Annotated in this window: 7 protein-coding genes; 5 read left to right on the forward strand and 2 right to left on the reverse strand. The window is 68.2% G+C overall.

The window, feature by feature from the left end; all coding sequences use genetic code 11:
* Positions 1–288 precede the first annotated feature (288 nt).
* From PV734_RS30490 to PV734_RS30505, 4 genes are all read left to right on the forward strand, one after another.
* Positions 289–5,229 (forward strand): polymorphic toxin type 27 domain-containing protein, encoded by a 4,941-nt coding sequence (locus PV734_RS30490; protein ID WP_319292871.1) that lies wholly within the window; start codon positions 289–291, stop codon positions 5,227–5,229.
* Between the two features lie 34 nt (positions 5,230–5,263).
* The gene (locus PV734_RS30495; RefSeq protein WP_319292873.1) at positions 5,264–5,671 is read left to right on the forward strand and encodes a hypothetical protein; all 408 of its coding nucleotides are present in this window, start codon (positions 5,264–5,266) and stop codon (positions 5,669–5,671) included.
* 169 nt (positions 5,672–5,840) lie between these two features.
* A complete protein-coding gene (locus PV734_RS30500; protein ID WP_319292875.1) occupies positions 5,841–6,773 on the forward strand; it encodes a hypothetical protein in 933 nt (310 codons plus the stop codon).
* Between the two features lie 261 nt (positions 6,774–7,034).
* Positions 7,035–7,961, forward strand: a complete 927-nt coding sequence (locus PV734_RS30505; RefSeq protein ID WP_319292877.1) for a hypothetical protein — start codon at positions 7,035–7,037, stop codon at positions 7,959–7,961.
* 26 nt (positions 7,962–7,987) lie between these two features.
* Here the strand turns inward: PV734_RS30505 and PV734_RS30510 are convergent, their stop codons facing one another.
* A complete protein-coding gene (locus tag PV734_RS30510; RefSeq protein ID WP_319292879.1) occupies positions 7,988–10,441 on the reverse strand; it encodes an HAD-IC family P-type ATPase in 2,454 nt (817 codons plus the stop codon).
* A 158-nt stretch (positions 10,442–10,599) separates the two neighbouring features.
* Positions 10,600–10,887 carry a DUF2530 domain-containing protein gene (locus PV734_RS30515; protein WP_319095473.1) on the reverse strand — a complete coding sequence of 96 codons (288 nt, stop codon included), beginning with the start codon at positions 10,885–10,887 and terminating at the stop codon, positions 10,600–10,602.
* Between the two features lie 180 nt (positions 10,888–11,067).
* Here PV734_RS30515 and PV734_RS30520 point away from each other — a divergent pair, with 180 nt between their 5' ends.
* Positions 11,068–12,477: an NCS2 family permease gene (locus tag PV734_RS30520; protein ID WP_319292881.1), complete on the forward strand. Its 1,410-nt coding sequence runs from the start codon at positions 11,068–11,070 to the stop codon at positions 12,475–12,477.
* Positions 12,478–12,510 lie beyond the last annotated feature (33 nt).

The following is a 12,510-nucleotide window of genomic DNA, read 5'->3' on the forward strand; positions in this document are numbered from 1 at the left end:
GATGAGGTGGTTCTCGCGGGCTCCGCACAGGATTCGCCCAGCTCCCTCATAGGAGCCCCGGTTACCAGGTGTAACTGCCCTGAGTAACAACTTCCTTGCCCTGAGAATCACCGACGTGTCTATGGTGGCGTCCGCTCCCGGGAGGACCTGACCAGTCCGCGTGTCCGGGAGTGTCCGGCGTATCCACGGGGGGATCGCCCAACACTGCGTGAGGCCCATGGTGCGGGCCTGACGTGTCCCTCCCAGGAGTGCGCCTTCAGCAGCCACCCCCTAGAGAGAGGGATACACGTGTCGCGTAGACCTGTACGGAAGCAGGGCAGACGCCCGAGACGGCTGGCCGGTCTGGCCACTTCGATCGTCCCGCTCGCCTCGCTGGCCCTTCTCGCCTCCCTGGCGGTGCAGCCGGCCTCGGCTGTTGTCCAGGATCCGCGTACCGGCCCGGCCGTCGACTCCTACGACGGGTTCGATGCCAAGGCCGCTGAGCAACTGCGCTTCGATCAGTGCCTGATGGCCGACGGGCTGCGCAAGGGCGGGCCGAGTCAGTTCGGTCTGGCCAGCACCTCCCTGTCGCTGTCGGCGGACCAACTGCACCAGAAGGCGGACCGCACCTACGGCACCGGCGCGTTCGCCCTGGCATGGCAGAAGGACAGTGACGACTCCGACGCCTGGGTGAAGAAGACGGATGACGCCCGGCAGTCGTGGAGCACCGCCGTAAGCGGCCTGGACAACTACCCCGGCGCCGCCGCGAAGGAGAACTTCTTCGACAAGACGGGGCTGCTTCCCTGGCTCTACCAGTCGTACTTCAAGTCGGTGGACCTGCAGTCGCCGTTCTACGACCCGTCACCGCAGGCGGACGACAAGACGAAGAAGGCCGCCCTCGCGATCGGTGACCCGCTGTACACCAGCGGGGGGACGAGCCAGGAGCAGGAGGCCTGGAAGGTCTGGAAGAAGAACTCCGGGCCCATCGTTCCGAACGAGATATTCGTTCCGCGGGTGTTCGCCGACGACGCCCGTATCTTCCTCGCTTCCGGAGGCTTTCCCAGGACCGCTCCGGTGCCGGACACCCAGGAGTACCGCGTCGCGGTGGAGGACCTGAAGACGCGGTTCGCCTCGTGCGCGTGGCACAGTCCGATCGACCCGGACCGAGTGCTCGGCAAGGAGGTGGCGCAGGCCTCCGCCGAGTGGCAGCAGGAGATCGCCTCGCAGGCCACCCAGCGGGGCCAGATCCTCGCCGCCGGCAACAGCGCCGGCAAGGCGCTGCAGGACGGCGCGTTCGCCCTGGGCAAGCTGCTGGGGCAGTCGTGGATCGCGGACTACTCCACCCGCTGGCTGGACTACTACACCGAGGGCGGCTTCAGCTGGATCGGCGACGGCCAGCTGGAGATCCAGGTGCCGGGCGCCACCGGCAAGTGCATCGAGGTCACGGGCGCCGCCAAGACCAACGGCACGCCGGTGCAGATCAACACCTGTAGCAGCGGGGCCGGCCAGAAGTGGCAGTTGTGGGGCTCCTACGACGGTGGCTACACCCTGCAGAACCCGAACTCGGGCAAGTGCCTGGAGGTGCTGAACGGCGGCAACGCCGACGGCACGAAGATCCAGATCCGTGACTGCGGCAGCGCCAAGGCCCAGCAGTGGAAGTTCGACGTGCGCAGTGCCACCGCGCTGGTGAACGCCGCGTCCGGCAAGTGTCTGCATCTGCCGACGTTCGACAACAGCAAGGACGCGGTGCTGTCGGCGTGCAACGGCTCCGCCGCGCAGAAGGTGCGGATCGTCGCCAAGACCCACACCGGCAGCGCCCCGGCGAAGGCCGATGTGGACAAGGCCAAGGCGGCCGTCACCGCCGCGCAGACGGAGGCGAAGAAGCAACTCGCCGCGCTCAAGGCGCAGTTGCCGACGGCGCAGAAGGCCGTGACCGCGTCGGACACCGCGCTCCAGGCCGCCTACGGCATCGCTGACACCAATGGTGCTCCGCGGGGTCGTGGTCTGCTGGTGGGGCTGCAGAAGGACCAGGTGACCAGGGGTGCGGCTGCCGCGCTCCAGGCACTGGTGAAGGCCGGTGAGACGGCGGAGGCCGCGACGCGTGCGTCGGCCGGGGACAGCGCGACCATCGGGCAGCGTGCGTTGGCGCAGGCGGCGCAGTCGAACGCGGAGTTCCGCAAGAAGGCCGCCGAGGCGGCGGAGGCGCAGGCGAAGGCCGCGGCGGACGCGGCCAAGGTGCACCGCGACAACGCGAAGAAGGACAAGGAGGCCGCGGAGGCCAAGCTCGCGATCGCGATGAAGGCCGAGGGCGACGCGAAGGCGGCCGCCGCCGACGCGCACGCCAAGCGGCTGGCGGCGGAAGCCGAGGAGAAGACGGCCAAGGCGGAGAAGGAGAAGGCCGCCGCCAAACAGGCCGAGGCCGCGGAGCATCGCAGAAACGCCGAGTCGGAGGCGACGAAGGCCAAGGACGCCAAGGACAGGGCTGAAGCCGCCAAGCGGACCGCCGAGAGCAGGCGGGACGACGCGGTCAACGCCAAGGACCACGCCAAGGAGATGCGCGACGACGCGTGGGACGCCGAACAGAAGGCGGACGCGGCCCGCGCGAAGGCCGACGCCAAGCAGGCCTACGCCGACTCCCTCGACTCCGGTGACGCGGCAGACGCGGCCCGAGCCGCGGCGAACGAGGCGGACAAGGCGGCCGACGACGCCGAGTCCGCGGCGGGCCGGGCCCGTTCGGAGGCGGACGCCGCCACGCAGGCCGCGGCAGGCGCGGACGCCGCCGCGACGCGTGCCGAGGCCGCCGCGAAGCGCGCCCGTTCCGACTCGGATGCTGCCCAGGCGGCCAAACTGAGGGCGGACGCTGCTGTCAGGACGGCCACCAGCGCCGCTGCGGACGCGATCACGGCTTCGCAGCATGCCGCGTTCGAGGCGAAGACGGCGGTGGAACTGGCCGACGAGGCCAAGCAGCAGGCCAAGGACGCCAGGACCCAGGCCGACGGCGCCAACAAGGAGGCCGGCAACGCGGTGGCCGCGGCGGCGAAGGCCGCCGGGTTCGCGCATGTCACCGCGCAGGCTGCCGTGGACGCGGGCAAGGCGGCCCAGCAGGTCGCCGCCCCCGCCAATGACGCGATCGAGCTCGGCTCGCCGTATGTCGACATGGACTCCGCGGCTGGTCTGGTGGTGCTGACGGGGCAGTCGTCGAAGACGATCGCCGAGCAGCAGCAGGCGGTCGCCGAGGCCCACGCCAAGAACGCCACCGCCGAGGCCGACGCCGCGAAGAACATCGCCGACCAGGCCAAGGGCGACGCCAAGGAGGCGTACATCCACGCGGCGAACGCCGCCAAGTACGCCGCCGACGCCCGCGTCTACTCCCAGGAGGCCCTTGGCTACGCGGCCGACGCCGCCAAGGCCGCGGCGGCGGCGCAGTCGTCACTGGCCCGCACCATCGAGTACGACCGGCAGGCCACCGCCGACGCCGCAGCCGCAGACAGGGCGGCCGGCAATGCAGAGGGCTACGCCAAGGACGCCCGCGACTCCGCCGACGCAGCCGCACTCGACGCCGAAGCCGCGCGCTCCGCCGCCGCCCAGGCCGAACAGGAAGCCAAGGACGCCCGCGCCGCAGCCGACCTCGCCGCCGTCGCCGCGACGGAGGCGGAACAGGCCGCCAAGGACGCCGACGCGTACGCCAAGGAGGCGGAGGAGACAGCCCGGCGGACAGAGACCAAGAACCGCAACGACCAGCTCGAGGCCGGTACCGGTGGAGTCGACGGCGTCTTCTACAAGACGCGGGCCGAACCCGTCGGCGACCCGGAGATCCTGAAAAAGGAGAACTGCAACGCCATCGTTCACGTCGGTGACTGCGTCATCACCGCGAACGTCACCTCGAAGACCATCGTCGACATCTACCTGTGTACGGCGACGAACATCCCGGATGCGCAGTCCGGATGCCCCGCCACCGAAACCCTGTACATCGACACCGTCGAGCTGAAGCCCGAGACCAAAAAGGTCACGTACACGATCTCGGCTCTGGAGTTCAACGACGCCGTCGCCAAGGGATTCGTGAAGTCCCTCACCGAGGACTTCACCGGCTGCTGGGACAGGATCACGACGGGTGGCGGCGGAACCCTGGGCAACTGCGGATGGGCGGTCTTCGACGTCGCCCTCCTCGTCTTCGGCAATGTCGCCATCAAGGCCATCAGGAACGCCGTGACGGCTTTTGACGCCGCCATGAGAACCGGCATCGCCATCGACGACGCATGGAGGGCCCTGCGCACCGCCGGCCTCACCGAGGCCGCCATCGAGGGACTCACCGCGAAGCTCGCACTGACGAAGTGCTTCCCGGCCGGCACCAAGGTCGCGACGGAAGACGGCCCCAAGTCCATCGAGGACATCGAGGTCGGCGACCGGGTCTGGTCGCAGGACCAGGTCACGGGCAAGAAGACCCTGCAGCCGGTGCTGAACCTGTTCAACCGGACCGTCGACTCCGTGGTCCGGATCACCACCGCCGACGGCCAGGTCGAAGCGACCGACTCGCACCGCTTCTGGGTACGTGAACGGGGCTGGGTCGAGGCCGACGAACTGCGCGCCGGAGACACCCTCGAGCCACGGGAGGGCAGTGCCACAAAGGTCCTCGGCACCACGGTCGTCAAGGGACCCGTCGAGGTCTTCAACTTCGAGGTCGCGCGAAACCACACGTACTACGTGTACGCGGGATCGACGCCGGTCCTGGTGCACAACGAGTGCCTCAAGGGGATTCTTGACGACCTCGTCAAGGACGGCGACCACATCGTTCTGGGGATCAACCCGTACTCCGATACGCTGGCCAGAGAGACCCTGGGTGGTACCGGCGGCCTGAGCGGTGCCTGGGCACGGACGTTCAACCACAAGCTTCTGGGCAAGCCGGCCCCTGGCGGTGACGGGCGTCCGATCTGGATGGCCGGTGTCGAGAAGGCACTCGACAACAGGTCGGTGAAGTTGAGCATTTCACTGGACGGTGTCCCGGACGCGAAGAACGCGGCAGACGCCCTGAGCAAGCTCGTTGAACGCGGGAAGCCGCTGGTGGGCGGCGACTGGCAGACGGTGGCCAAGGTGGGAAGCAACAACGGCACCGCTTGGGAAGTGGCGACGCTGCGTCTCAAGGTGATCCTCGGACGCCGGGACTTCGAAGCCGTCGACTGGTACTTCACCAAGCCGGGCGACAAGGCGCCGAGCCTGGTCAAGGACATGCCGACGCCGGACTGGGCCCAGTGACCCGAATCACCCGATAACAGGAAGAAAATAGAGAATGTCAGATTTCGTACGAGAGGGACGTCTGTTCCGGGTGGTCAGCTTCGCCGCGTCGCACCGGCAGTTGCTGCTGCGCAGTGACGCCACCGCCGTCGACGGAACCGACACCCGCGTGGAGGTGTACTTCGGGCACGTGGAGCTCATGCTGCTCAGGCCCATCTACCAGAAGGGGATCCACGTCCGCCCGGCGTCGGAGGTGGAGTTCGCGGTACTGAAGGAACGTCATGACCTTCCCGCGGGGGACGCGGCCTTCACCTGGATGATCGAACCAGGCGGGGAGAGCTTCGTCGTCTCCGCCGAACCCTCGTGGCGTGAGGCGGACCGTAAGTTCGAAGACCCGTCCCTGTTCGACTTCGCCCAGCCCTGGCCCCCGGACTTCCCCGTGGAGTACGGCAGCGTGGGCTGACGCGGATGACACACTGAGGGCGCCCCCTGTGGCAGGGGGCGCCCTCAGTGCCGTGCACGCCCCTTCGTTGCTGAACGACCGGATGGACATCATCGGTGCCCGTCGGATCCCGGCCGGCGCCGAGGCCGTGCTCGACTACTGTCGGACCCCTTCTCCTCATGGGAAACGCATGCGCATACGTGCCACTGTGGCCGCCGTCTCAGGCGCCCTGGCCCTCTCCGCCCTTGCTGTGCCTGCCGCGCAGGCCGAGGGCTCCGTGTCCCGTGCGGACGCGGTCAAGATGCTCGAGGCCGGTCAGGCCGCCTCCGGTAAGTCCGCGTTCAGTACCTCGGCAGTCGCTGACGACGCCGGTACGCCGTACGCCCTGAACGCCTCCTTCTCCAACATAAAGATCAACAACGGTAGGTCGATCGTCGCGGGTGTCACCGGCACGATCACCGTGCCGATCACGTACACGCTCACCCACGGCGCCGACGTCGACATCACCGCCGAGGACTTCTTCACCGACGTCGAGCTGTACTACGGCGCCTCGTACGTCGACTCCGACTTCGGGCTGTTCGGCGACGACTGGGCGCACTGCACGGCCGCGTCGGCGACCGTCGCCAACTGCACCCAGTCCATCGTGATCCACCCGACCCGGGACCTCTTCAACGAGAGCGCCGGGAAATGGAAGGCGTTCGCATACGCCGAAGCCTGGAACGGTCAGGACCTCGGCAGCGACGACTTCGACGCCTCGAAGGTCGGCATAGTGGAGAAGGACCGTCTCGCCGGCCCCAGCCTCCTGCGCGCCGCGAAGTTGTCCGTCAACGCGACCCCCGAGCCGGTCGTCAAGGGCAAGACCATCACGGTCACCGGGAAGCTCACCCGCGCCAGCTGGGACGGCGCCAACTACACCGGCTATGCGACCCAGCCGGTGCAGCTGCAGTTCCGTAAGAACGGGACGAGCGCCTACACCGTCGTCAAGACCATCAAGACGACCACCAAGGGCGACCTGAAGACCACCGTCAAGGCCGCCTCCGACGGGTACTTCCGGTACGTCTTCGCGGGTACGGCGACCACCGGCGCCATCGGTGCCACGCCCGACTTCGTCGATGTGAAGTAGCAACCGCCGCATAAGCCGTCAGTTCGGCGAAATGTACGCAACCGCCGTCGACCCTCCGTGTTCCACGGGTCGGCGGCGGGGCTGTTCCTGAGGGTGCGCGTAAGGGGTGGGCAAAATTACGTCCCCTCCGCACAACCAACCACTCCCGTATTAAATCTGATCATGGGGGCCAACTGGCTCCACGATCACCTGGGCCCCGCGATGGGTGCGCGTCGATGCGAACGGTCGCCGTCGGGTCCCTTCTTCATGTGGGGAACACGCATGCGTATACGTGCCACTGTGGCCGCCGTCTCCGGCGCCCTGGCCCTCTCCGCTCTCGCTGTGCCTGCCGCGCAGGCCGACGTCCACGCCTCCGGCAGTGCCTCCTACCGCGCGACCGTCGCGAAGATTCTGGAGAACAGCGGCAAGACGGCGTTCATCACCTCGCCGGTCGCCGCCGCCAAGCCGTACCCCCTGAACGTCACCTTCTCCAACTTCAAGGTCGCCAAGTCGATCAACGTCGGTGCCGGCGGCCACGTCGTCGTCCCGGTCACCTACACGCTGACCCACGGCACCGAGGTCAACATCAAGGCCGCCGACTTCGACAGCAGCCCGTACCTGTACACGGGCGAGTTCGGAGACGCAAAGGACGTGGTCGCCAGTGAGAAGGCCGGCACCTGCACCGCGACGTCGACGACGACCGCCAACTGCAAGGCCAACCTCGACATCTACCCCGGCGAGGGCGACCTGACCAACACCGACGCCGGTGCCCGCTGGACGGCGGGTGGTATTGCCATCGCGTTCAACGGTCAGGACCCCGAGAGCAACGACTTCGACCCGTCCAAGGTCGGTACCGCCCAGCAGGGCGACCTCGGCACCACGACCGTCCGTCGCATCTCCAAGCTGACGGTCGACGCCGCGCCGGAGCCCATCGTCAAGGGCAAGACCATCACGGTCACCGGCAAGCTGACCCGCGCCAACTGGGACGGGCCCAACTACACCGGGTACGCGACCCAGCCGGTGCAGCTGCAGTTCCGTAAGAACGGGACGAGCACCTACACCGTCGTCAAGACCATCAAGACGGCCACCACGGGCGCTCTGAAGACCACCGTCAAGGCGACCGCCGACGGGTTCTTCCGCTACGTCTTCGCGGGCACCGCGACCACCGTCGGTTCCAGCGCCGCCGCGGACTTCGTCGACGTGAAGTAGGCCCTCTCCGTACCCCCTGGTACGGCTTACGCCGGGAAGCGGCGGTCCACCCACCTCCACAGGAGTTCCAGGATGGCCGCCGCCACCGCCGCGATACCCACCGCGATCCACGGCATCGTCACGCCCACCAGCTTCAGCGCGAAGAACTCCTGGAGCGACGGTACGACGAGCACCAGCAGGAAGCCCGCGCCCATCGACGCGACCAGGGCCACCCGCCACCAGGTGTAGGGGCGGGCGATGATCGCCAGCACCCACATCGAGATCAGGAACAGGGTGAGGGTCGCCGCGCTCGTCTCCGCGTCCAACGCGCCTGTGCCCGTGTAGTGGTGACGGGCGATCAGGTACGTCGTGAAGGTGGCGACGCCCGCGAGTACTCCCCCGGGGATCGAGTAGCGCATGACCCTGCGTACGAAATGGGGTTTCGCGCGTTCCCTGTTCGGGGCCAGGGCAAGGAAGAACGCCGGGATTCCGATCGTCAGGGTGGACAGCAGCGTCAAGTGGCGGGGCAGGAAGGGGTATTCGACCTGCCAGCAGACCACCAGGACGGCCAGGAGAACCGAGTAGACCGTCTTCACCAGGAACAGGGTGGCCACTCGCGTGATGTTGCCGATGACCCTGCGGCCCTCCGCGACCACCGAAGGCAGCGTCGCGAAACTGTTGTCGAGCAGGACGATCTGGGCCACGGCCCGGGTCGCCTCCGAGCCCGAGCCCATGGCCACGCCGATGTCGGCGTCCTTCAGGGCGAGTACGTCGTTCACGCCGTCGCCCGTCATCGCCACCGTGTGCCCGCGTGACTGCAACGCGCCCACCATGTCCCGCTTCTGCTGCGGGGTGACCCGGCCGAAGACCGTGCCCTCGTCGAGAGCCTTCGCCATCTCGTCTGCTTCGGCGGGGAGTCGGCGGGCGTCGACCGTCGTGCCGGACAGGCCCAGCTTGGTCGCCACCGCGCCGACCGACACCGCGTTGTCGCCCGAGATGACCTTCGCGTCGACGTTCTGCTCGGCGAAGTAGCGGAGGGTGTCCGCAGCGTCGGGGCGCAGGCGCTGCTCCAGGACGACCAGGGCGGTGGGGGTGGCGCCGGTGACGACCTCGGGGTGGTCGAGTTCGCGGGTGGTGCGGGTGAGGAGGAGGACGCGCAGGCCGGCCCGGTTCAGACGGTCGGTCTCGGTGAGGGCGGGCCGGTCGGCCGGGTTGTCGGGGGAGAGCAGGACGTCCGGGGCGCCGAGCAGCCACGTACTGCTCTCCCCGTTGCCCTCGCTGAACGAGGCGCCGCTGTACTTGCGTGCCGAGGAAAACGGCAGTGACTCGGTGCAGCGCCAGTCCTCGCTGTCCGGGTAGGCGTCGATGATGGCCTGGAGGGAGGCGTTCGGGCGGGGATCGGACTCGCCGAGCGCGCCCAGGACCCGTCGTACGTACGTCTCGTCGCTGCCGCCCAGGGAGCGCAGCTCGGTCACGTCCATGCCGCCCTCGGTCAGCGTGCCCGTCTTGTCGAGGCAGACCGTGTCGACGCGGGCGAGGCCCTCGATCGCGGGCAACTCCTGTACGAGGACCTGCTTTCGGCCGAGCCGGATGACGCCGATCGCGAAGGCGACGGAGGTGAGCAGGACGAGGCCCTCCGGGACCATCGGGACGATGCCGCCGATGGTACGGGCGATCGAGTCCTTCAAGTCGTTGTTCTTGACGACCAGTTGGGTGATGCACAGGCCTATCGCGGCCGGCACCATCATCCAGGTCACGTACTTGAGGATCGTCGAGATTCCGGTACGGAGTTCCGAGTGGACGAGAGTGAAACGGGAGGCCTCTTCGGCGAGTTGGACCGCGTACGCCTCGCGGCCGACCTTCGTGGCCGTGAAGGCGCCGCCGCCCGCGACGACGAAGCTGCCCGACATGACCGGGTCACCTGGGTGTTTGACGACGGGGTCGGCCTCACCGGTGAGCAGCGACTCGTCGATCTCCAGTCCGTCGGCCTCGACGCACTCGCCGTCCACGACGATCTTGTCACCGGGGCCGATCTCGATGAGGTCCCCGAGGACGATCCCGGAGGTGCTCACCTCGGTCGCGACGCCGTCACGGCGGACCGTCGGTCTGGCTTCGCCGATCACGGCGAGGGAGTCGAGGGTCTGCTTCGCCCGCCGCTCCTGGATGATCCCGATGCCGGTGTTGGCGAGGATGACGTACCCGAACAGGGTGTCCTGGAACGGCGCGACGAACATCGTGATCAGCCAGAGCACGCCGATGATCGCGTTGAACCGGGTGAAGACGTTGGCGCGGACGATCTCGGAGACGCTGCGGCTGCTGTGTACGGGAACGTCGTTGACCTCGCCGCGGTCGACGCGTTCGGCGACTTCGGCGGCGGTGAGGCCGCGGGCGCGCGGGGCATCTCCGGGGGCCTTCCCACGGGGCCCGTTGCCCGGCGCGGCGCCGGGGAGGGGGACGGGGTGCACAGGATCGAGTTCGGCGCCGGCGTCGATGTGCGTCATGTGTTCGACGGTACGTGCGGATTTAGGGCTTCACACGCCGAGTGCGCCAAAGTTCCGACCTGGGGAGGAGGGAAGCGGCCGGAAATGGTGCCGTGGTCGTAGGCCCTGAACGGGCCTTGTCCTCCGTCGCCGGACGGGCTGTGGGTGCGGGCCGCGTTCTACTCCTCCGGCGGCGACGTCTTCGTGGGCGACGTCTTCGTGGACGCCGACGCACTCTTGATCGCCGCATCCCGCTTCCGTACGAACCAGGTTCCGTACAGTCCCAGCACCGTGCCCGCGAGGCACGTCCACACCCACCACTCGTGGCCGTGGTCCCGGTGCCAGCCGTAGAAGGGGAGCTGGATCAGGAAGAGGACGAACCAGAGGATCGTGCCGCCCGTGATGGTGGCGACGACGGGGCCCTCCAGGGGCTCCGGCGCCTCGTGTATCGGTGTCCACTTCGCCATGCGCACAGCTTACGAGGACCCGCCCGGCGGGCGCTCCGCAGCCCCGAGCGGCCTGGCGCGCCGCGATCTACGCGCAGAGAAGGTCGCCTCAGTGTCATATATTCACACTGAAACGACTTGAGTTTGTCTCTTTTCTTTCGTACGAAACTCCAAGACGCCAACAGAAACATGAGCACACGCATGTCCACCTCGGCCCCCGCCAAGGCCCTCGACCGCCATTTCAAGATCTCCGAGCGGGGCAGCACCCTGTCCCGGGAGGTCCGCGGCGGGTTCGCCACCTTCTTCGCGATGGCCTACATCATCGTGCTGAACCCGATCATCCTCGGCAGCGCCAAGGACATGTACGGCCACCACCTCGACAGCGGGCAGCTGGTCACCGCCACCGCCGTGACCGCCGCCTTCACCACGCTCCTCATGGGCGTCGTCGGCAACGTGCCCATCGCGCTGGCGGCCGGGCTCGGGGTCAACACCGTCGTCGCGCTCCAGCTCGCACCGCGTATGTCATGGCCGGACGCCATGGGGATGGTCGTACTCGCCGGGCTCGTCGTCATGCTCCTCGTCGCCACCGGGCTTCGTGAGCGCGTCATGAACGCCGTGCCGCTCGGGCTGCGCAAGGGCATCGCGATCGGCATCGGGCTGTTCATCATGCTGATCGGGCTCGTCGACTCCGGGTTCGTGACCCGGATCCCGGACGTCGCGCAGACCACCGTTCCGCTGCAGCTCGGCGGCGACGGTCACCTCGACGGCTGGCCCGTGCTCGTCTTCGTGCTGGGCACTCTGCTCACCCTCGCGCTCATCATCCGCAAGGTGCCCGGCGCGATCCTGATCTCGATCGTCGCCATGACCGTGCTGGCCGTGGTGATCAACGCCGTCGCGACCGTGCCGTCGTGGGGGCTCACCACGCCCAAGTGGCCCGGCAACCCCGTGGCCAGTCCCGACTTCGGGCTCATCGGCAAGGTCAGTCTCTTCGGCGGGTTCGGCAAGGTCGGCGTGCTGACCGGCACCCTCTTCGTCTTCACCGTGCTGCTCTCGTGCTTCTTCGACGCGATGGGCACGATCATGGGCGTCAGCGACGAGGCCAGGCTCACCGACGCCCAGGGCAACATGCCCGGCATCAACAAGGTCCTGTTCGTCGACGGCATCGCCGTCGCGGCCGGGGGAGTCAGCTCCTCCTCCGCCACCACCTGCTTCGTCGAGTCCACCGCCGGGGTGGGGGAGGGGGCTCGCACCGGGTTCGCGAACGTCGTCACCGGTTCGCTCTTCGTCGTCGCGCTGTTCCTGACCCCCGTCGCCACGATGGTGCCCTCCCAGGCGGCGACCCCGGCCCTGCTCGCCGTCGGTTTCCTGATCCTGGCCGGCTCGGTCAGGGAGATCGACTGGGCCGACCACACCATCGCCGTCCCGGCCTTCGTGACGATGGTGATGATGCCCTTCACCTACTCGATCACCAACGGCATCGGCATGGGCTTCATCACCTTCGTGGTGCTGCGGCTGGCGGCCGGTCGCGGGCGCGAGATCCCGGTCGCCATGTACGTCGTCGCCGCCGTCTTCGGGTTCTACTACCTGATGCCGGCCCTGGGCCTGCTCTGACCTGCGATTACCCCCGACCGACCGTGTCCTGCG

Origin of the sequence: Streptomyces sp. AK08-02, from assembly GCF_033795085.1 — a bacterium.
GTDB classification, from domain to species: Bacteria; Actinomycetota; Actinomycetes; order Streptomycetales; family Streptomycetaceae; genus Streptomyces; species Streptomyces echiniscabiei.

Coding starts and splice junctions, on each gene's coding strand:
- PV734_RS30495 (WP_319292873.1), top strand. CDS start 5,264: ATGTCAGATTTCGTACGAGAGGGACGTCTGTTCCGGGTGGTCAGCTTC.
- PV734_RS30515 (WP_319095473.1), bottom strand. CDS start 10,887: ATGGCGAAGTGGACACCGATACACGAGGCGCCGGAGCCCCTGGAGGGC.
- PV734_RS30505 (WP_319292877.1), top strand. CDS start 7,035: ATGCGTATACGTGCCACTGTGGCCGCCGTCTCCGGCGCCCTGGCCCTC.
- PV734_RS30500 (WP_319292875.1), top strand. CDS start 5,841: ATGCGCATACGTGCCACTGTGGCCGCCGTCTCAGGCGCCCTGGCCCTC.
- PV734_RS30510 (WP_319292879.1), bottom strand. CDS start 10,441: ATGACGCACATCGACGCCGGCGCCGAACTCGATCCTGTGCACCCCGTC.
- PV734_RS30520 (WP_319292881.1), top strand. CDS start 11,068: ATGTCCACCTCGGCCCCCGCCAAGGCCCTCGACCGCCATTTCAAGATC.